Below are 20,243 nucleotides of genomic sequence, written 5' to 3' on the forward strand. Positions count from 1 at the left end.
CCCGTATCCCCGCGGCTGGTTCGCTGATCCCATGGACCACATCACATTCCTTGTGGCACTGGTGATCGTCACGGCCCTCGCCTTCGACTTCACCAACGGATTCCATGACACGGCGAACGCGATGGCCACCTCCATCGCCACGGGCGCCCTGCGGCCCAAGGTCGCCGTACTGCTCAGCGGGGCGCTCAACCTCGTGGGAGCCTTCCTGTCCACCGAGGTCGCCAAGACGATCTCCGGCGGCATCGTCGACGACACCCTGGTCACGCCCGGCATGATCTTCGCCGGTCTGGTCGGCGCCATCCTGTGGAACCTGATGACCTGGCTGCTCGGTCTGCCGTCCAGTTCCTCGCACGCGCTCTTCGGGGGACTGATCGGCGCGGTGTGGGTCGGCGCCGGTGAACACGGCGTGCACTTCCAGAAGGTCGTCCAGAAGATCCTGATCCCCGCGGTGGCCTCGCCGCTCGTCGCGGGCCTCGCCGCGCTCGCGGCCACCTACCTCGCCTACCGGCTCACGCACCGCGCGCGGCCGGAAACGATTTCACGCGGCTTCCGGATCGGGCAGATCGCCTCCGCGTCCCTGGTCTCGCTGGCGCACGGCACCAACGACGCGCAGAAGACCATGGGCGTCATCACGCTGGCGCTGATCTCCTGCGGCGCGCTCGGCGAAGGCGCCGGCCCGCCGGTGTGGGTGATCCTCACCGCGGGCCTCGCGATCGCGCTGGGCACCTACCTGGGTGGCTGGCGGATCATCCGCACCATGGGCAAGGGCCTGGTCGACATCGAGTCCCCGCAAGGGTTCGCCGCCGAGTCCGCCGCGACCGCCGTCATCCTGTCCTCGGCGAACCTGGGCTTCGCCCTGTCCACCACGCAGGTCTGCTCCGGCGGCATCCTGGGTGCGGGAATGGGCCGCAAGCTCGCCGAGGTCCGCTGGGGGACCGCGGGCCGGATGGCCGTCGCCTGGCTGGTGACGCTGCCGTCCGCCGCGGTGGTCGGCGCGCTCGCCGCCGGCGTCGTGGTGCACGGCGGCACCGCGGGCACCGTGGTCATCGCGGTGCTGGCCGTGGCGGTGGCCGCGGGAATCGTGGCGCTGTCGCGGCGCGACCCGGTGGACGCGCACAACGTCAACAGCGCCCGCACCGCCTCCGTACGGCCCGTCGCACCCGCCGGTGCGGGCGCGGGCGCGTGAGCACCTGAACAGACGCCGTAACGACACTGGCAGGGGGTACACATGGACGTGGACTGGAACGCGCTGGGCGAGGTGGCTGCGGTGAGCCTGGGGACGACGGTCGGAGTGGTTGTCGTCTTCGCGCTCGGCCTGCTCGCGCTGGCCAGGCGCGACACCGTACGGGAGACCGGCGGCACCGGTTCCGGGCAACTCGCGGGCGCCGGTGCGTGCTTCGTCGGCTGCGCCTGCGCGGTCGGCTACGGGCTGTACCTGATCATCCCCCAGTTCCACTGACGACTCACCACTGACGACCCACCACTGACGACCCAGAAGACGCCGACGGCTGGAGGCAACCGGTGAACGCGAGTACGAACGGTTCCGCGCTCCTGGCGGGGATGAAGGTGGACTACACCGACCAGGACGACCCGGTGCTGATCCGGGCGGACGGCAGTGTCGTCGACACCTGGCGGGAGAACTACCCGTACGACGCCCGGATGGAGCGGCCCGAGTACGAACTGCACAAGCGGCTCCAGCAGATCGAGCTGCTGAAGCTGCAGAGCTGGGTGAAGGAGACGGGGCAGCGCCTGGTCATCGTCTTCGAGGGCCGTGACGCGGCAGGCAAGGGCGGCACCATCAAGCGCTTCATCGAGCACCTCAACCCGCGCGGCGCCCGCGTCGTGGCGCTGGAGAAGCCGACCGAGCGCGAGAGCGGCCAGTGGTACTTCCAGCGCTACGCCGCCCATCTGCCGACCGCAGGCGAGATCGTGCTGTTCGACCGTTCCTGGTACAACCGGGCGGGCGTGGAGCGCGTGATGGGCTTCTGCGCCGACGACGAGTACACGCGCTTCATGCGCCAGGCACCGGCGTTCGAGCGGATGCTCGTCGACGACGGGATCGACCTGGTGAAGTTCTGGTTCTCCGTCTCGCGCAACGAGCAGCGCACCCGCTTCACGATCCGTCAGGTCGACCCGGTACGGCAGTGGAAGCTCAGCGCCATGGACCTGGCCTCGCTCGACCTGTGGGACGACTACACCGCCGCCAAGGTCGCCATGTTCGAGGAGACCGACACCGAGTACGCGCCGTGGACCGTCGTCAAGAGCAACGACAAGAAGCGGGCGCGCGTCGAGGCGATGCGCAGCGTGCTCGCCAGGTTCGACTACGCCGACAAGGACCACGAGGTCGTCGGCGTCCCCGACCCGAACGTGGTCGGCGCCGCCGCCAACCTCCTGGAGACCGGCGAGGACCTGGGCGGACGCCCGGCGCCCGGCGGTGACCCGGGGGAGTCGCGGTAGCCGCTGCCGCCCTGAGCGATCGCCACGTACGAAACCGTTGTACGGCAGCCCCGCCCGGGCCGCCGTGCAACGGTTTCGTGCTGTCGCGGACTCAAGGGGGTGAGGAGGCAGCCGATGAGAGACCGACCTGCCGACCGGGACGAGGCGTTCGTACGCTTCGCCTCCGGCCGGCGCCCGCAGCTGTACCGCACCGCGTTCCTGCTGTGCGGCGACCGGCACGCCGCGGAGGACCTGCTCCAGCAGACGTTCGAACGCGTCTACGTGGCGTGGCACCGCGTCCAGCAGGCCGAGGAGCCGGACGCGTACATCCGCCGGATCATGATCAACGAGCACACGCGGCGCTTTCGGCGCGGACACCGCGAGGCACTGGTCACCGAGGTGCCGGAGCCGAGGGAGCCCGCCGGGGCCGGCGGTGACTGGGCGGAGACGCGCACCACGCTGCTGGCCGCCCTGGCCGGGCTGCCGCAGCGCCAGCGGCAGGCCGTCGTGCTGCGCTACTGGGAGGACCTGAGCGAGACCCAGGCGGCGCAGGCCATGGGGTGCTCGGTCGGCACCGTGAAGAGCCAGGCGTCCCGCGGCATCGCGCGGCTCCGGCTCACGCCCTCACTGCACGGACTCACCCACACCGGAGGCACCGAATGACCCACGACGACACCGCGGCTGTCGGCGCGCTGCTGGCCCAACTCGCCGAGCGGGAGCCGCTGCCCCCGCCGCCGTCCTACCAGGCCCTGGTACGGGGCGGGCGGCGGCGCCTGGTCAGACGCCGCGCGGTACTCGCCGGCGCCGCCGCTCTGTCGGTCGCGGCCGTCGTGGCGGGCACCGTGGTCGCGCTCCCCGGCGGCGGGAAGGACACAGGCCGCCCCGCGGCCGTCGCGCCCTTGCCCCGGCGGACCGCGACGACGCCCGCGACGGACCCGATGACACCGCAGCGGAAGGTCGTCATCGGCAAGGGCACCGACAACCAGGGGCACACCTGGGAGGTGTGGGGGCGGCTGTGGCCCGCGCCGAGGACCGCCGACGAGAGCCTGCGCCAACTGCGCGCCATCGCCGCCGACGAGCACTTCCCCGCCGGATGGCTGCCGATCGAGGCCAGGGACGTGCCGTCGGACTGGAACCAGAACCACCTCCAGCTCTCCGGCAGCGTCGACGGCACGCGCTACCCCAACCCGAGCTACGAACCCGCGGGCCTGCCCGGGCAGCACACCACCACCAATCCCTATTCCATGGGCTCGCAGGAGTCCGGTGTGTTCATCGGCCCGGAGAGCCGCGGCCAGGAGATCCGGATGCTGGTCGGCACGGCCGCCGACGACGTCGGGCGCGTCACCGTGCGCTGGTCCGACGGCACGTCACACGACGTGCCCCTGGTCCGGGTCGGCGACTCGACCTACCGCTGGTTCGCCATCCGGGCCCAGCACGGCCTCACCGGAGTGGTGACGGTCTACGGCGCCGGCGGCAAGGTGATGGTCAAGGACGCCCGGTCCTTCCGTGCGGGGATGCACTTCTAGGGCCTCACGGCCGCGTATTTGGCGGTCAGTGGGCGGTGAGACAGGCGTTCCGGGCGGTCAGTTCGCCCCTTGCCGCCGGGCCCGGGAGCCTTTCGACGACTCCAGCAGCCCGGCGGCGAGGGCGAGCGCGTGGGCGCGGCCGGGGCAGACACGGGGTGCGGCGCCGAAGGTGAGGGCCGGGGGAGCGGACCGCTGCGGGTCGAAGGCGTCGGGCGCGCTGAAGACCTCCGGGTCCCGGTTGGCCGCCGCGATGTCGAGGAGCACCAGATCGCCCTCGGCGATGTCCACGCCCGCGACCCGCGTCGCCCGGGCCGCGACCCGGCGCATCGTCCGTACGGGCGGGTCGTGCCGCAGTGTCTCGGCGAGCAGAGCCGCCGCCTGGACCGGCTCCGCGGCGGCCTTCTCGGCGTGCTCGACGAGCGCGCCCGTCGCGTCGCACGCCTGGACGAGCAGCCCGATGCGGTTGGCGGCGGCCTCACCCTGGGCCTCCGGTGCCTGCGCCGGGTCCAGCACCCGGGGCAGCAGCCAGGCCACCGCCGCGTCGGCGCTCGCGCGCGTCGCCGGGTCATCGGTGCCGAAGTACGCCCTGGCCACGGTGGCGACGGCCGCCGCCACGGCGTCGGGTTCCGCGAGGCCGATGCCCTCCGCGAGGGCGCGGACCGCACGCAGCCTGGGGTCCGCCCCGGCGGCACCGGGGTCCGATTCGGCGGCGGCGCGGCGCAGCGCCACCGGATCCAGCCGGGCCAACTCCGCCTCCACCAGGGCGCGTCGGCGGGCGTGCGCCGCACCCGAGCTGAACCGGGCGACGCGGGCCCGCAGCCACGCCGTGGTCCCCGGCGGCCCGTCCTCGGCGGGTGCCGGGACGAGGTGCGGGTCGGCCAGCGCGGCCTCGACATCGGCGTAGCGGTGGAACGTGTGCGCGGAAGCGGTCATGCCCTGAACGCTACGGCTGCCACGCTTCGGTCCCGGCCGAAGTGTCGTGCCGACGCGCCGAACTCGACGGCGCCGTGCCAGGCGCGCACCGGAACTCGCCCCGGAACCCGCCCCGGCCGTCAGGGATCCCGCCGGAGTCTCGCGGCCGCCAGCGCCTAGGGTGGCCGGATGAGCGACCAACAGGTGAAGCTGCGCGCCGTGTTCGAGGACGATCTGCCGGTGCTCGAACGCTTTCTGACCGACCCTCAGGCGACCGGCCCCTTTCAGTGGCAGGGCTGGCAGGATCCGGCGCGCTGGCGGCGGCGATGGGCGGAGAACGGCCTGCTCGGTGACGACGGCGGCCAGTTGATGGTGGTCACGGGGCTCGACCGGCTGGGTTTCGTGGCCTGGCGCAAGGTCCCGACGTCGCGGGTGTCGTACTGCTGGAACATCGGTGTGCAGCTGCTGCCGGAGGGCCGTGGCCGCGGGGTCGGCACCGAGGCCCAACGGCTGCTGCTGCGCTATCTGTTCGCACACACGCCCGTGGTGCGGATAGAGGCGGGCACCGAGACCGGCAACATCGCGGAACAACGCGCCCTGGAGAAGTGCGGGCTGACCCGCGAGGGGGTACTGCGCAGCTATGCGTACCGCGACGGGCGGTGGCGCGACGTCGTCCACTACAGCGTGCTCCGCGACGACTTCCTGAAGGCCGACAAGACCGACACGACCGACACGGCAGACAGGACCGACTCCGACACCGACTCCGACAGCGGGTCCGCCGCGGACCCCGCCCCCCACCCCGCCCCCGATCCCGTCAGTGACACCGAGTGAGAGGACCACCATGACCGTCAGCGGCATCGATGTGGCCAGCTACCAGAGCACCGACTACGCCACCGCGGGCCGGAGCTTCGTGATGGTCAAGGCCACCGAAGGCACCAGCTACGTCAATCCCCGGCACACCGCCCAAGTGGCCACCGGCCGGGCGCACGGCCTGGTCGTCGGGCACTACCACTTCGCCAGGTCGGGCTCGATGACCGCCCAGGCCGACTACTTCCTCAGCCACGCGGCGGCCAGGACCGGCGACATCCTCGTCCTCGACTGGGAGGACACCGCCGTCTCCAGCGCCGAGAAGGACGCCTGGATCACCCATGTGCGCGGCGCCGCGCACGGCCACCGGGTGATCCTCTACTGCAACCGCGACTTCTGGCTCAACCGCGACACCTCGTCGTACTGCGGCGACGGCCTGTGGATCGCCGACCCCGAGGCCGCCGCGGGACACCCCCGGGTCGAACACGCCTGGACCTTCCACCAGTACGGGGAGTCGGGCGGACTCGACCTGGACGTGGGCAACTTCGCCAGCAAGGCGGCGCTGCAGAAGTGGGCGGGCGTCAGCGTGCCCCCTGCCACGTACGAGCCCTTCCCCGGTGCGGCCTGGTTCACCGTCGGCCGCCGCTCGCCGATCGTCGCCGCGATGCACGACCGCCTCGTCGCCGTCGGCTGCGACCACTACACGAGCAGTGCGAACAAGGACGTGATCGGCTCCGGGGACATCGCCTCGTACGAGGCATGGCAGCGCAAGTACAGCACCGAGCACCACAAGGGCTGGTCGGGCCCGGCCCTGAAGTGGCCGCCCGGCAAGGAGTCCTGGGACGCCCTGAAGGTTCCGAACGTCTGACCCGGGGCCCGGCACCGGCGGCCGCGCGTGTTCGATTCCAAGTACGTACCTACGGGTTCGTAGGCAGAGCGCGGCGGAGCGGGGAAGATCGTTGTGTGATCGCACACGGGGGCGGGGTGACACCGCGGCCCCCGGCTCGATCACGGGGTACGTGGCACGCCGCCGGTTACGGGTGAGCCCACCGGTACGGACGTGCCGGTGCGGGGCCGGCGGCCGTCACCTGAGGGTCTGCTGTGCCGTGGCCGGGACTGAGCTCCCGGCCGGGAGGGGCGGCTTGCGGGCTCTCGACGGGGGCCGGCGGTCCGCGGGGCGAACTGAGGGGGGATGCCTTGCGTGACCGCCGTCTTCTGCTGAGGGGCAGACCCCGGGAACACCACCCGATCCGAACCTGAACTCCCGATCCGGGGTCCCCCGAATACCCGCGGGCCGGGTCGCCGTGGCGTTCTCCCGCGTGCGGGAGGACGGCGCAGCGGTGCGCGGGGGTGCTGCTGGGCCTGGCAGCACCCCCGTCAGCATGTCCTCAGGAAGACATCGTTGTCATGAACGCGGCGCTCTCATGCGGTGACCCGGAGACGGGAGTGGGCGGTCGGTTCGGGTTTGCACCCGGCCGCCGCCCCGGGTCGTCGGCCCCCGTCCGGTCTTCCACCACCAGGCGGGTAGCTCAGAACCCGCTTGCTCCGCCCGCGTGTCGTGCCGGGCGTATCCCGCCGCGTGGACTGACGCCCGATGCGGCGGATGGAAATCACTCCTCCCCAGGAGCGACGACCCCCGTTGGGGTCTGCCTCCTGCAACCCCGCGACGAGGGGCCGTTGGTAGGAGGCCCCGCACACGTGTGCAGGAGAACTCAGCCATCATGCAGTATCTTGGCGGACTTTGTCACCCTGGCGGGGTGCCGGAGCCCTTTTCCCGGGCAGCCGGAACGGATCAAGGGATTCCCAGGCCACGCGGGTGCGGTCGAACGGCGCTTCCGGCCGCGCGCAAGGCCCAACGCGAAGGTACGGAAGGGGAGTTGCGGGACGCACGGGACAGAGGGGAACGAACGTCCGGTCGAGAAGGGCGTGCTGTCCCGAAGTGCTGGTCAACAGGCATGCGGAGGGCCGGGTGAAGGTACCCGGCTTCGTACTATTCTCGTCTTAGGTGCGCCGTACCCGCGGTGCTCCGTACAGCAAAATATCCATCCACCGCCACCCCGACTCCGCCCCGACGCAGCGTTTTTCGCCACGGCACACCCGACCTCTCCACCACCCAGCCAGGAGTTCACCATGGCCTCTCCTCCCCCCGGCAACGGACGGGCCGCCCAGCCGCAGGACATCGCCACCACGTCCATCTGGTTCCCGCTCATCTGGTTCCCCTCCGCCGTCGCCTGACCGGGCGCGCGGCCGGTACCTGTCCGAGTCCGGTGCACGCCGGACTCCGTCGGCGTGCCCGGGCGGTACCGGCGTGCCCGCGTTCAGCCCTCCGACCCCAGCGCGCCGCCGGGCACCGGCCCGGGGCGCATCCCGCGCCCACCGTGACCGCCGTCGCGCCCGTCGCGGCGCCGCAGCAGCGCGACCGTTCGGACCACCGCGCACACCAGCAGGGTGAAGACGACCGGTGTGCCCAGCGCGACGGCGATCCCGGCGCCGATGTTGGCGCCGACCACGCCCGCGGTCATCACCCGCCAGCACCAGGCGCTGATCACCCCCGTCGCCACCAGCGGAGCAAGCACCTGCCACCAGCGCGGGTCGAACGCCCCCCGCAGCGCGCCGCGCACCAGCACCGTCCCGGCGGCCGCCGCCAGCGCCAGCCCGACCAGGCCGATCGGCAGGGCGAGGTGCGCGGGGACGCCCGGCGGCCTGACGGCGTAGTCCAGCTCGGACGGCGGCAGACCCTGGTAGTCGTCCTGGCCCATCAAGCCCCACACCGCCATCGGCGCCGCCACCACCAGCACGGCGGCGGACACTAACAAGATCGCACGAGTTCTCATGCGCACATGCTGGCCGTGCGACGGCCGTCGGGCATGAGTGCGGATACTCATCCTTCAGTAGCCCCGCGGCCCCGGGAACCCGGCGCGGACCCGGGGTCATCCGGGCGGTCGCCCATGAGTGGCGGGGGGTGCCCCGCGCTCTTAGCTTCGAGCTGGCGGGCACGTGCCCCGCGCCTGCGCGCGGGGCACGCCAACGCCCTCGAACATCCATCAGATCCGCCGCCGAGCACGGCGTTGCTTCGTGTGGATCGTCCAGGAAGGTGGGTATGGCCCATGGCCACGCGAAGGATTCAGCAGCTCGCGGGGATCGCGGTCGGCATCGCCGCCGCGGGTTTGTGCACGGCGCCGTCGGCGCACGCGGTCGGAGTGCACGTCGTCATGGAAGGGCAGTCGATCCAGAAGGCGGTCGACGCCGCCCGTCCGGGCGACACCGTTCTCGTCCTGCCGGGCACGTACCAGGAGAGCGTGCGGATCAGCACCGCGAACCTGACGCTGCGCGGCAGCGGCCCCCGGACGGTCATCGCACCCCCCGCGGTGACCACCACGGCGACCGGACCCGACTCCGGCACCGCCACGGCCTGCGCCGGTGACGGCGTCTGCGTGACCGGGACGGCGGGCCACCCCGTCGCCGGGGTCGACATCGAGTCGCTCACCGTCAAGGGCGCCACCACCGACGGCATCGCCGGCTCCGAGACACAGGCCATGACCGTACGGCACGTGGTGGTCCAGAACTCCGGCCGCTACGGGATCAGCCAGGAGAAGTCCGTCCAGGGCAGGCTGGTGCGGAACCAGGCCACGGACAACGCCGAGGCCGGGATCTTCGTGGCCAACGTGATCGACACCGAGGGCGGCGCCCTCGACACCGAATCCACCGTCATCAGCGGCAACACCGTGTCCGGCAACCGGATCGGCGTCGTGACGCGGCGGGTCAGGGACCTGACCGTCAGCGACAACACCATGACGGGCAACTGCGGCGGTGTGTTCGTCGTCGGCGACGAGGGAGTGCCGCGCGGCGGCGACCTGACGGTCAGCGACAACGAGATCGCGGCCAACAACAAGTTCTGCGCGGCCACCAGCAGGCTGCCGGTCATCCAGGGCACCGGCATCGTCCTGACCGGCGTGGAGAAGACCGTCGTGACCGGGAACGAGATCACCGACAACGTCGGCACCTCGCCGCTGTCCGGCGGCATCGTGCTGTTCCGCAGCTTCACCGGCGGCCTCAACTCCGGCAACACCATCGAGAACAACACGGCCATGCGCAACGGCCCCGCCGACCTGGCCGACCGCGACCTCGGCCCCGGCAACACCTTCACCGGCAACAACTGCCAGGTCTCGGTGCCCACCGGTCGCTGCTGACCCCGCGGCCGTCCCCGCCGCGGCACCGACACCCCACACCACCTCCGGCCCCCACGCCCCCAGGAGAGAGGCCGCCCCATGACCACCGCACCGACCACCACCCCCGCCACGCCACCGCCCGGCGCCGCCCCCGTCACCACCTCCCCGCACGCCGCGATGCGGCTCAGGGAGCTGGTGTTCGGGGCCGCGTGCGCCGCGGCCGTCCGGGCTGCCGCCCGGCTGAGAGTGGCCGACGCCCTCGGCGACACCCCCCTGACGGCCGAGCAGCTCGCCGCGGAAATCGGCGTCCAGCCGAACCCGCTGCGCCGCCTGCTGCGGGCGCTGGCCTGCTACGGCCTGTTCACCGAGACGGAGGACGGCTGCTTCGCCCACACCGAGATGTCGCGGATGCTGCGCGAGGACACGCCGAACAGCCTGCGCTACATCGCCCTGTGGTGCACCGAGCCGTGGACCTGGCAGGCCTGGCCGCGGCTCGACGACGCCGTCAGGTCCGGCAAGGACGTCTTCGCCGACCTGTACGACAAGACGTTCTTCGACTACCTGCACACTGAGGCGGGGGAGTCCGCCGAGGTGTTCGACCGGGCGATGACCTCGTCCAGCAGGCAGTCCGCGGAGGACTTCGCCGAGTACGTCGACCTGGACGGGGTGCAGACCGTCGCGGACATCGGCGGCGGCCAGGGGCTGGTGATCGCCAGCCTGCTGGAGCGGCACCCGGACCTGCGGGGCACCCTGCTCGACCTCCCCATGGTGGTCGCCAACGCCGACCCGCGGCTGCGCGACGGCGGCCCGCTGGCCTCCCGCGTCCGGCTCCTGCCCGGCGACTGCCGCCGGGAGATCCCCGTCGAGGCGGACCTCTACATCATCAAGAACATCCTGGAGTGGGACGACGAGAGCACCCGCGCCACGCTGCGCAACGTCGTCGCGGCCGCCCGCCCCGGCGCCCGGGTGCTGGTGATCGAGAACCTGATCGACGACAGCCCGTCGATGCGGTTCACCACGGCCATGGACCTGCTCCTGCTGCTCAACGTCGGCGGCCAGAAGCACTCCAAGGACAGCATGGTGCACCTGATGACCGAGGCCGGGCTCGCCGTCGGTGAGATCCGCCCCGTCAACCCGTACCTGCACGCCTTCGAGGCCGTCGTCACCGGATAGGCCCTGGACGCCGACCGCGCACGACGAAGCGCCGGGCCCTGTGCGAGGGGCCCGGCGCTTCGTCGTGGTACCTGGTGCCTGCTGGCGCGTCAGCGGGCGGCGTCGCGCTCCCAGCGGTAGAACTCGCGGGCCATCGCGTCCTTCGGCTCACGCCAGGTGTCCGGGTCGTACGCCTGGATGTGCGCCGACAGCCGCTCGCTGACGTCGACGAAGTCCGGGTGGCTGGTGTGCCGGGCGACCTCGGGGCCGGGCGGCCGCTCGGCCTCGATCAGATGCAGGTAGATGTCGCCGAACTGGAACAGGCTGCGGCCGGTGACCCCGATGAGCCGCGGCAGCTCCCCGCGGTCGGAGGCGGCGAAGGTGTCGGCGATGTCGGGCGCGGAGTCGGGCCTCATCCGGGCGACGATGAGCGTGCGGTGCATGGGAGACGTCCTTATCTCTGAACTCTCGTGGGGGGAGGACGGGGACGGGCGGCCGGCGCGTGGAGACGCCCGGCCGCCCGTGGGGCGAGGCGGTGGTCAGTGGACGGGGGCCTCGACCGTCTGACCCGTCTCGCGGGCGCGCGCCTCGACCTGCTCGCGGATCCGCTCCATCTGGATCAGCGAGTTGCGGTTGATGTGGTCGGTCATCCCGGCGTCGTCGACCGGCGCGCTCGGCTTCATCGCGAAGTCCTGCACCCAGCGCATCGACGTGCCGCCGCGCACCTCGCGGTACTCCCAGCGGATGTCCATGTGCGCGAAGGGACCGGTCTCCACCCGGCGGGCGGTGACGGTGCGCGAGGGGCGGTCGGTCGTACGCTCCGAGACCCAGCTCCAGACCGTGCCGTTCTCGTCCGGGTGCATGGTCAGCCGGAAGGTGACCTTGTCGCCCTGCCGCTCCATCACCTCGACGGAGGCGTACTCGCTGAAGAGCGTCGGCCAGCGCTCGAGGTCGTTGGTCAGCTCCCAGGTGAGGTCCAGCGGGGCGGCGATGACGATCTGGTTGTCGGTGTGTCCGGTCATGTCAGGCTCCAGGGATGAGTTGCAGCTGCTCGTTGACGGTGGTGAGGAAGGCGTGCGGGGTCTTGCACGACTCCGCCTCGTTGCCGATCTGCCGCCCGTAGCGGTTCTCCAGCTCGGAGACGATGCCGAGCAGGCCGAGGGAGTCGAGGTTGAACTCCTCGAAGGTGACCTCCGGCCGGTTCTCCATCTCCGACGGCTCGACGGCCAGTCCGGCGCGGCCCTTCATCAGGGCGGCGAGTTCGTCGAAGGTGACGGGTCCGTTCATGGGTGTCTCTCCTTCACTGCGGGATCGCTTGCGCCGCGCCGCCGAGGTGCGGCCGCGCGCGGCGGGACCGGCGGCCGGGCGGCCGCCGGTCGGTGCCGGTCAGCGCCGGTCGCCCTCGCCGCGGCGCAGGACCAGGGCCGAGTTGCAGCCCATCAGTCCGCGGCTGAGCACCAGGGCGGTGCGCAGCGGAACGGTGCGCGCCTCACCGGTGACGAGGTCGAGGTCGTGGCGTACCTCGGTGATGTTGGGCGTGGGCGGCACCACACCGTGCTCGAGAGCGAGTACGGCCGCGGCCGCGTCCAGCGCCGAGGCGCCGGAGTAGGCCCGGCCGAAGCCGGTCTTGGGCGCGGTCACCGGCACCTTGGCGGCGTGCGGGCCGAGCGCGTCGGCGATCGCCAGCGCCTCGGCCTGGTCCGCCTCGGGGATGCCGAGCGCGTCGGCGAACACCACGTCCACCTCCGCGGGGGAGCAGCCCGCCTGGGCCAGCGCGCCCTGGATGGCCCGCGCCAGACCCTGCCGGGAACGCGCCCAGCCCGAGGTCCCGGTGAAGGTCGCGGCATGTCCCGCGACCACCGCCCGCACCGTCGCGCCACGCCGGCGCGCCGCGCTCTCCTCCTCCACCACGAACATCGCGCCGCCCTCCGCGGGGGAGAAGCCGCACGCGTCGTCGGTGAACGGCAGATAGGCCCGGTGCGGGTCGGTCGCCAGGCTCAGCTCGGGGTAGCCGAGCTGGCAGACCACCGAGTACGGGGCGAGGGGTGCCTCGGTGGCGCCGACGACGACCGCGTCGGTGCCGCCCCGTACCGTCCGGCAGGCCTGGCCGAAGGCGTCGAGACCGCCCGCCTCGTCGTTGGCGACCACACCGCAGGGGCCCTGGAAGCCGCCGCGGATGGAGATCTGGCCGGTGCTGGCGGCGTAGAACCAGGCGATGGACTGGTACGGGCCGACGAAGTGCGGTCCCTTGCCCCAGAGTTGCTGGAGCTCGCCCTGCCCGAACTCGCCGCCGCCCGAACCGGCCGCCGTCACCACGCCGATGGCGTACGGCGACTGCGGGTCGGTCGCCAACTGCGCGTCGGTGAGCGCGAGATCGGCCGCCGCCATGGCGAAGTGCGTGAACCGGTCGGTCTGGACGAGATAGCGGCTCTCGACCAGACCGGCCGGGTCGAACGCGTCTCCCACCTCTCCGGCCACCCGCAGCGGCAGTTCGGTGCAGCCCTTCCTGGTGACCGGGCCGAGCACCGAGACGCCCTGCTGCACGGCCTTCCAGAAGGGCTCCGTCCCCACTCCGTTCGGAGCGATGACGCCCAGCCCCGTCACCACGACACGGCGATCACCGGGCCGCTGTCCGCGCCGGGGCTCCTGCTCCTGCTGCCGCTCGTCATGCGGCCGTTGTCCGTTCATGACGCGCTCCTCTCGGCGTGCGCGAGCACCACGGCGGACTGGAAGCCGCCGAATCCGCTCCCGACCGACAGCACGGACCGCAGCTCGGCCGGGCGCGCCGTACGCGGCACGTAGTCGAGGTCGCAGTTCGGGTCGGGCGTGTCGTAGTTCGCCGTCGGCGGCACCACGCCGTGGGTCAGCGCCAGTGCGCAGGCGGCGAGTTCGATCGCTCCGATGGCGCCCAGCGAGTGGCCGACCATCGACTTGATCGAGCTCATCGGCACCTTGTGCGCGTGTGCGCCCAGCGACCGTTTGACGGCCGCCGTCTCGTGCCGGTCGTTCTGCTTGGTGCCGGAGCCGTGGGCGTTGACGTAGTCGATCTCGGTGCGGTCGATCCGGGCCTGGGCCAGCGCCCGGTCGATCGCCTCCGACATCTCCAGGCCCTCCGTGGTCAGCCCGGTCATGTGGTACGCGTTGCCGAGCGTGGCGAACCCGCGCATCTCGCAGTGGATGGTGGCGCCGCGGCGTCGTGCGTGCTCCAGCTCCTCCAGGAGCAGCACCGCGGCGCCCTCGCCCAGGACGAACCCGTCCCGGTCGGCGTCGAACGGGCGGGAGGCGTGCGCCGGGTCGTCGTTGCGGGTCGAGGTGGCCTTGATCGCGTCGAAGCAGGCCACCGTGATCGGGGAGATCGGCGACTCCGCCGCCCCGGCGACGATGACGTCCGCCGCGCCTTCCTGGATGGCGTGGAAGGCGTGGCCGACCGCGTCGAGACCGGAGGTGCAGCCGGTGGAGATCGTCTGCACCGGCCCCTGCGCGCCGATGTCCTCGGCGACCTCCGACGCCAGCGCGCTGGGGGAGAAGGCGCGGTGCAGATGCGGCCCCGCGCCCTCGGCCGTCACGTCCCAGCGGCTGCCGGAGGCGCTGACCGCCACATAGTCGTGTTCGAGCCTGGTGGTGCCGCCGACGGCGGACCCCAGGGAGGCGCCGACCCGCCAGGGATCCAGCTCGCCCATGTCCAGTCCGGCGTCCCTGACCGCCTCGCGGGCGGCGGTCAGCGCGAACTGCACATACCGGTCGGCGCGTCGGGCCTGCGCGGCGTCGATGCCGTGGGTCGCAGGATCGAAGTCGCACTCCGCCGCGATCCGGGAGCGGAAGCCCTCCGGGTCGAACAGCGTGATGCCCCGGGTCGCGGTCCTTCCGGCGGTGAGCAGGTCCCAGAAGGCCGGCACACCTATGCCGCCGGGGGCGACCACGCCCAGTCCGGTGACCACCACCCGCCGGGTCACGCCCTCGCCCCCGCGGGGTCGGGGGGCGCCGCCGGTGCGTTGTGCGCCGTCTCCTCGGTGTCCACGTGGCCCAGCTCCGGCCGGGGCGCGAGCGGCCCCAGATGGAAGACCATGCGGGCCTGCGTGCTGCCCACGTTGCGGAAGCGGTGGCGTACGTCCACGGGGATCATCAGCCCCTGGTCGACCCGCAGCGGGTGGCTTACGCCATCCAGGTCGACTTCGAGCTGACCGGCGACGACGTAGACGAACTCCTCGGAGTACGGGTGGTAGTGCTCGGCGATGCGGTCGCCCGGCTCGATGATGGCGAGCCCCATGAAACCGCTGGTGGCGCCCACGGACGTCGGGGTGAGCACGGCGCGCAGGTCACCGCCGCGCCGCCGGTTGGGACTGGTGTCGTCGAGGTGCACGACGCGTGCCTGCTGCGTGGTCATGGCCGCTCCTTCGTCGGTGACGTCCGGTCACGGGGCCGGACGGGGGAGGGATGGGGGGTCAGGCGTCCTGTGAACTGCGGTCGGTGAGCAGGTTCATCGGCCGGCCGCCGAACGCCGGGTCCGCCAGCAGGTCGGCCGGGGCGTCCATCGACGCGGGGTCGAGCAGCTTGCGCAGCTCCTCGGCGGCCTTGACGGCCTTCGCCGGGGTGGCCGCCTTCGCGCCGGCCGCCTTGCCCGCCTTGCCGGCCTTGGCCGCGCCCGCCTTGGGGGCGGCCTTCGCGGCCGCGCCGGACGCCTTGCGCGCCTTGCCGGCGCCCTGCTCGCGCAGGTCCGCGACCCGCACCAGGACGTCGTCGCGGTGGAAGACGGTGCTGCCCACCAGGGGCTGCTCGGGGTCGGCCACCGCCGCCTTGTCCAGCTCGGCCAGCATCTTCGCCGCCGCGGCGCCGCAGCCGGGCTTGACCGCGTAGTGGAAGGCGCGGCGGGTGACGCCGTCGGCCGCCTCCCGGGAGGGCTTGCCCGTGGTGTGCTCGACGGCCGGGAGCGCCGCGCGGGCGAAGAAGGCGCGCGCCGACGATCCGTCGCTGAGGTCGCGGTCCTCCTCCAGGTACGGGTTGATCTCCTCCTCCACAGCCCTGATCTCGGGCTGCGCGGCGACGTGCCGCAGCGCGTTGCCCAGGTCGCCCGTCACCTCGACGGCCCGCACCACGCGGTTGCCGTGCATGAACAGCGAGGTGCGGCGCAGCTGCGTGGTGTCGTCGACCCGCGCCTGCGGCGACTTGTAGCGGGACAGGATGTCCGCCACCTTCTTCTCGCTGCCCGGCTTGACGGTGAAGGTGATCGCGTGGCGGACCACCCCGCCGCTGCACAGCGGCGGCGTGGGCAGCGGATCGGTGCCCCCGGTCATCGGCACGGCCGCCCTGATCCGGGCCGCCATCGCCTCGGGACCACCGCGGCGCCAGTCCTTGCTCGGCTCGCCCCTCGCGGGGTCCGGCGTCTCACGGGCGATCACGAACCGCAGCGAGGTCGTGTCGCGTACGCAGCCGTGCAGCGGTTCGACCATCTTGCGGTGCGCCGCGCTCTCCACCCAGGCCAGGAACGGCTCGCTGTCCTCCCACTCGCTGGTGATGAGCCACTGCGACGAGTTCCCCAGCGACTGGCAGAGCTGGTCGCTGATGTGTCCGGGCACGTCGGCCACCTGGTGGCGGATCTGCTCGTACGCCTCCAGGAAGCGCTCCTGCTTGCCGTCGAGGACGTCCAGCAGCAGCACGACCCGCAGGCGGGTGGTCTCAAGGGTGGGGTCCGGAGTCTGCCGGTGATCCAGAGTCGTCACGGAGTTCGTTCCTCTCAGATGCGGGTGCGGGTGCAACCCGGGGGTCCGCCCCGCGGCGCGCGGGCCGTTGGCGGCTCGGCCTGGGGCGCCATTGCCCGTGTCGGCCGCCGCGGGCCGCACCGGCCGCATATGCGGATGGCGATGCCGCCCACACCCGATGTTCACGTGATGGGACAAATGCCGCACGGCGCGTGAGGCGGGCGAGTGAAGGACCGCTCAACACACCCCCTGGCAGGGAATGGAGGAACGCAGTCGGAAATCGCCGTCGCGAGCCCGTGACGTGCCCACATCCGTACACCCGTCTGGACACACCTCGTCTGGAGAACCACATGACGTCGAAAATCGACGAGCGCGTACCGGTCCTGATCGTCGGCGGCTCCCTGGTGGGCCTGTCCACCTCGCTCTTCCTGGGCCGCCTCGGCATCGAGCACCTGCTGGTGGAACGGCACGCGCGTACCTCGCACCACCCGCGTGGGCGCGGCAACAACGTCCGCACGATGGAGCTCTTCCGCACCGCGGGCGTGGAGCCGCTGATCCGTGAGGCCGCCTCGGTGCTGGCCGAGAACCACGGCATCCTGCAGGCCGACACCCTCACCGGCGCCGACCAGGAATGGCTGTTCCGGAAGATCGACCCGGGCGGCGCGCTGGCCCGCTTCAGCCCGGCCGGCTGGTGCCTGTGCAGCCAGAACGACCTGGAGCCGGTGCTGCTGCGTTCCGCCCGCGACCTCGGCGGCGACATCCGCTTCGGCACCGAACTGCTCTCCGCGGAGCAGGACGCCGACGGGGTCACCGCGGTGATCAAGAACCGGGAGACCGGGCTGACCCGTACCGTGCGGGCCGACTACCTGGTCGCCGCCGACGGGCCGCGCAGCCCCGTGCGCGAGCGCCTGGGCATCGGCATGACCGGCGCCGGCGACCTCTTCCACAACGTGAGCATCACCTTCCGCGCCAAGCGGCTGGCCGACGCCGTCGGCGACCGGCGGTTCATCGTCTGCTACCTGACGAACCCGCAGAGCCCGGGCGCCCTGCTGCCCGTCGACAACGCCGAGGAATGGGTCTTCCACGCGCCCTGGCGCCCCGACAGCGGCGAGACGCTGGAGGACTTCACCGACGAGCGCTGCGCGTCGCTCATCCGCACCGCGACCGGCGTGCCCGACCTGGAGGTGGAGGTGACGGGCAAGGCGCCCTGGCACGCCGCGGAACGGGTGGCAGAGCGCTACGGCGAGGGCCGGATCTTCCTGGCGGGCGACTCGGCGCACGAGATGTCGCCGACCGGCGCCTTCGGCTCCAACACCGGCATCCAGGACGCGCACAACCTGGCCTGGAAGCTGGCCGCCGTGCTGCGCGGCTGGGCGGGCCAGGGGCTGCTGGCGACGTACGACGCCGAGCGGCGCCCGGTGGCGACGGCCACCGGCGTGCGCGCCTCGGCCCGTTCCGCCGAGCACAGCCACCCGGGATACGACGTCAGCCCGGGCACCGGGCGGCAGGCCGGGATGCTCGCCGTCGTGCTGGGCTACCGCTACCCCGAGGGCGCCGTCGTGGGCGCCACCGACCGCACCGCCATCCCGCAGGACTTCAGCCCCACGGCGGAGACCGGCGGCCGGGCACCGCACATGTGGCTGCGCCGGGACGGCCGGCGGATGTCGACGCTCGACCTGTACGAGCGCACGCCCGTGCTGCTCAGCGGGCCCGAGGGCGACGACTGGCACGAGGCGGGGCTGCGGGTCGCCAAGCGCACCGGCATCCCGCTGGCCTGCTACCGGGTCGGCCCCGACGACGCCCACGAACTGGCCCCCGAGGAAGGCGCCGACTGGGCCGGGCTGCACGGCGCGGCGACCGACGGTGCGGTGCTGGTGCGCCCCGACGGGTTCATCGCCTGGCGGGCCCAGACCGCGCAGCCCACCCCCGAGCGCGTCCTGGAGGAGACGCTGGCGAACGTCCTGCGCCGGGCGTGACCGTACGCCAGGGCGGCTGAACGCCCGCGGGGCCGCGCGTCACGACGACGCGCGGCCCCGCTGTCTGCCGGGCGGGTGGTCAGCGGGTGACCACGTACCGGCCCGCCATCCCGTGCATCATGTGGCCCGTCACATGGCAGTGGTACAGCCAGCTGCCGGGGTTGTCCTCGGTGTACTCGACCGTGAGCGTCGTGGCGGGCCCCAGGACCTGCGAGTCGACCCAGCTCCCGCCGCTGTACCAGCGGTGCCCGTGCACATGGAAGACATGGAACGCGTCGCCCAGGGTGGCGACCCGCCAGCGCACCCGGTCGCCGGTCCTCGCGGTGAAGGTCGGCGCGTTGTCGACGAACGAACCGCCGTTGCACAGTGCCAGATCGTGCTTGAGCGACGGCACGTCGGCCGCGGACACGTCGTGGAAGAACAGCACGAACTCCCGGTCCACCACCGGGGTTTGCTCGTCGGTGATCGCGAGCATCCCGAACAGGCCGAGCTGGGCGCCGATTTCCATCACGTCGCCGCCCCCGCCCCCGCCCGCGCCCGCCGGCGGCCCGCCCGCCCTCGTCTTGGCCGCCGCCGCCGGCTTCGCGATGCGCTGCGGCGCCGAGTGGTCGTGGTACGGCCAACTGCCCACCGAGCCGGGCGTACACCGCCAGGTGTAGGTGTACGTGCCGCCGTACGGAATGGCGGATCCGGGTGTGTCGGGCGCGTCGGCCATCCAGGCGCCGTCGTTGGCCCGGTCGTACCGGACGCCGTGCGGATGCATGCTGTGCGGCCACTTGTAGTGCGAGTCGTTGTTGCGGAAGTGCACCTTGACGACGTCCCCGACCTCGGCGCGCAGCACGGGGCCCGGGATGCCGCTGTTGCCCCCGATGCCGTGCGGACCGTGGTCGGCGTCGAGCACCCGGCCCCAGTTGGGGGTGTAGGCGCGGTAGCCGATCGCCTCGTACGTGGTCGTAGCGGCCGTGAGATGGCTGCCCATCATGCCGTCGTAGGCGTTCGGCGCCACGTTGTGGGTGAACGAGTCGGCCTGGATCCAGAACTCGCGCACCCGGCCGCTGGGCCGGAACTGGTCGGCGCTGAAGGGGTCGACGGCGGCGGTGTGCGTCGGGGGAGCGGCGGCGGCGTCCGTGGCGCCGGTGACGGTCAGTGCCGCCAGCGCGCCGCCCCCGGTCAGCGCCCGCAGCAGTGTCCGGCGGCCGTCGGCGCGGCGATTGTCAGGTCCAGAGTCCGATGGCATGGCGTCCTCTCATAGGAGGGAGCCGGCGGGCCGGCTGCGCGTCCCGCTCTCGCGTCCCCGTCGGGGCGTCCCGGTCGGGGCGTCCCGCGGCACGGCTGATCGGTGACGGGCCGTCCCGCACCTGGGGAGGTTATGCGCAGCGTGCGGCGATCCCATGATGACCACACTGGAGAGTCCCCCGGTCGGCGGTGTGCCCGACGCTGCGCTGACGTAGTGCCAGGCACCGGAGTGCCCCGAAGGGGCGCGGGGAAGCGCGCTGCGCTGACGTGGTGCCAGGCACCGGACGTGCCCCGAAAGGGGCGCGGGGAACTGCGCGGCCCGCCCCCACCGGC

20 protein-coding genes are annotated in these 20,243 nt (G+C 72.5%); 10 read left to right on the plus strand and 10 right to left on the minus strand.

Features of this window, described 5'->3' with window-relative positions; genetic code table 11:
- Window positions 1-31: 31 nt before the first annotated feature.
- From AB0M29_RS29485 to AB0M29_RS29505, 5 genes are all read left to right on the plus strand, one after another.
- Complete coding sequence (locus tag AB0M29_RS29485) at window positions 32-1,186, plus strand: inorganic phosphate transporter (protein WP_365388048.1); 1,155 nt, start codon at window positions 32-34, stop codon at window positions 1,184-1,186.
- A 42-nt stretch (window positions 1,187-1,228) separates the two neighbouring features.
- Window positions 1,229-1,459 (plus strand): hypothetical protein, encoded by a 231-nt coding sequence (locus AB0M29_RS29490; RefSeq protein ID WP_365388050.1) that lies wholly within the window; start codon window positions 1,229-1,231, stop codon window positions 1,457-1,459.
- A 101-nt stretch (window positions 1,460-1,560) separates the two neighbouring features.
- Complete coding sequence (gene ppk2, locus AB0M29_RS29495) at window positions 1,561-2,457, plus strand: polyphosphate kinase 2 (protein ID WP_365388139.1); 897 nt, start codon at window positions 1,561-1,563, stop codon at window positions 2,455-2,457.
- Between the two features lie 114 nt (window positions 2,458-2,571).
- Entirely contained in the window at window positions 2,572-3,099 is a 528-nt protein-coding gene (locus tag AB0M29_RS29500) for a SigE family RNA polymerase sigma factor (RefSeq protein WP_365388052.1), read from the plus strand.
- Window positions 3,096-3,962, plus strand: coding sequence for a hypothetical protein (locus AB0M29_RS29505; protein ID WP_365388054.1), 867 nt, complete (start codon window positions 3,096-3,098; stop codon window positions 3,960-3,962). The genes AB0M29_RS29500 and AB0M29_RS29505 overlap by 4 nt, the downstream gene beginning before the upstream one ends.
- A gap of 57 nt (window positions 3,963-4,019) precedes the next feature.
- Here the strand turns inward: AB0M29_RS29505 and AB0M29_RS29510 are convergent, their stop codons facing one another.
- Entirely contained in the window at window positions 4,020-4,895 is an 876-nt protein-coding gene (locus AB0M29_RS29510) for a cytochrome P450 (RefSeq protein ID WP_365388057.1), read from the minus strand.
- 168 nt (window positions 4,896-5,063) lie between these two features.
- On the opposite strand from AB0M29_RS29510, the gene AB0M29_RS29515 reads away from it, so the two are divergent.
- A complete protein-coding gene (locus AB0M29_RS29515) occupies window positions 5,064-5,705 on the plus strand; it encodes a GNAT family protein (protein ID WP_365388059.1) in 642 nt (213 codons plus the stop codon).
- Between the two features lie 10 nt (window positions 5,706-5,715).
- The gene (locus tag AB0M29_RS29520) at window positions 5,716-6,549 is read left to right on the plus strand and encodes a GH25 family lysozyme (RefSeq protein ID WP_365388062.1); all 834 of its coding nucleotides are present in this window, start codon (window positions 5,716-5,718) and stop codon (window positions 6,547-6,549) included.
- 1,450 nt (window positions 6,550-7,999) lie between these two features.
- Here AB0M29_RS29520 and AB0M29_RS29525 read toward each other — a convergent pair.
- The gene (locus AB0M29_RS29525; RefSeq protein WP_365388064.1) at window positions 8,000-8,515 is read right to left on the minus strand and encodes a hypothetical protein; all 516 of its coding nucleotides are present in this window, start codon (window positions 8,513-8,515) and stop codon (window positions 8,000-8,002) included.
- A gap of 273 nt (window positions 8,516-8,788) precedes the next feature.
- Between AB0M29_RS29525 and AB0M29_RS29530 the strand changes: the two genes are divergently transcribed.
- Window positions 8,789-9,871 (plus strand): right-handed parallel beta-helix repeat-containing protein, encoded by a 1,083-nt coding sequence (locus AB0M29_RS29530; RefSeq protein WP_365388066.1) that lies wholly within the window; start codon window positions 8,789-8,791, stop codon window positions 9,869-9,871.
- Window positions 9,872-9,949: 78 nt separating this feature from the next.
- Entirely contained in the window at window positions 9,950-11,023 is a 1,074-nt protein-coding gene (locus AB0M29_RS29535) for a methyltransferase (RefSeq protein WP_365388068.1), read from the plus strand.
- A gap of 89 nt (window positions 11,024-11,112) precedes the next feature.
- On the opposite strand, the gene AB0M29_RS29540 is transcribed toward AB0M29_RS29535, so the two are convergent.
- The 7 genes from AB0M29_RS29540 to AB0M29_RS29570 form a co-directional block, all read right to left on the minus strand.
- Window positions 11,113-11,445 (minus strand): TcmI family type II polyketide cyclase, encoded by a 333-nt coding sequence (locus AB0M29_RS29540; RefSeq protein WP_365388070.1) that lies wholly within the window; start codon window positions 11,443-11,445, stop codon window positions 11,113-11,115.
- Window positions 11,446-11,541: 96 nt separating this feature from the next.
- Window positions 11,542-12,024: an SRPBCC family protein gene (locus tag AB0M29_RS29545; RefSeq protein ID WP_365388072.1), complete on the minus strand. Its 483-nt coding sequence runs from the start codon at window positions 12,022-12,024 to the stop codon at window positions 11,542-11,544.
- 1 nt (window position 12,025) lies between these two features.
- On the minus strand, window positions 12,026-12,289 hold the full coding sequence (locus tag AB0M29_RS29550; protein ID WP_365388074.1) for an acyl carrier protein: 264 nt from the start codon (window positions 12,287-12,289) through the stop codon (window positions 12,026-12,028).
- A 99-nt stretch (window positions 12,290-12,388) separates the two neighbouring features.
- Complete coding sequence (locus AB0M29_RS29555; RefSeq protein ID WP_365388076.1) at window positions 12,389-13,690, minus strand: beta-ketoacyl synthase N-terminal-like domain-containing protein; 1,302 nt, start codon at window positions 13,688-13,690, stop codon at window positions 12,389-12,391.
- Window positions 13,687-14,955 carry a beta-ketoacyl-[acyl-carrier-protein] synthase family protein gene (locus tag AB0M29_RS29560; protein ID WP_365388078.1) on the minus strand — a complete coding sequence of 423 codons (1,269 nt, stop codon included), beginning with the start codon at window positions 14,953-14,955 and terminating at the stop codon, window positions 13,687-13,689. The genes AB0M29_RS29555 and AB0M29_RS29560 overlap by 4 nt, the downstream gene beginning before the upstream one ends.
- Complete coding sequence (locus tag AB0M29_RS29565) at window positions 14,952-15,386, minus strand: cupin domain-containing protein (protein ID WP_365388080.1); 435 nt, start codon at window positions 15,384-15,386, stop codon at window positions 14,952-14,954. The genes AB0M29_RS29560 and AB0M29_RS29565 overlap by 4 nt, the downstream gene beginning before the upstream one ends.
- 58 nt (window positions 15,387-15,444) lie before the next feature.
- Entirely contained in the window at window positions 15,445-16,719 is a 1,275-nt protein-coding gene (locus tag AB0M29_RS29570) for a SchA/CurD-like domain-containing protein (RefSeq protein ID WP_365388082.1), read from the minus strand.
- 329 nt (window positions 16,720-17,048) lie between these two features.
- Here AB0M29_RS29570 and AB0M29_RS29575 point away from each other — a divergent pair, with 329 nt between their 5' ends.
- Window positions 17,049-18,674 carry an FAD-dependent monooxygenase gene (locus AB0M29_RS29575; protein WP_365388083.1) on the plus strand — a complete coding sequence of 542 codons (1,626 nt, stop codon included), beginning with the start codon at window positions 17,049-17,051 and terminating at the stop codon, window positions 18,672-18,674.
- Window positions 18,675-18,753: 79 nt separating this feature from the next.
- Here the strand turns inward: AB0M29_RS29575 and AB0M29_RS29580 are convergent, their stop codons facing one another.
- Complete coding sequence (locus AB0M29_RS29580) at window positions 18,754-19,911, minus strand: multicopper oxidase domain-containing protein (protein WP_365388085.1); 1,158 nt, start codon at window positions 19,909-19,911, stop codon at window positions 18,754-18,756.
- Window positions 19,912-20,243 lie beyond the last annotated feature (332 nt).

Source organism: Streptomyces sp. NPDC051976, assembly GCF_040680795.1.
Lineage (GTDB): Bacteria > Actinomycetota > Actinomycetes > Streptomycetales > Streptomycetaceae > Actinacidiphila.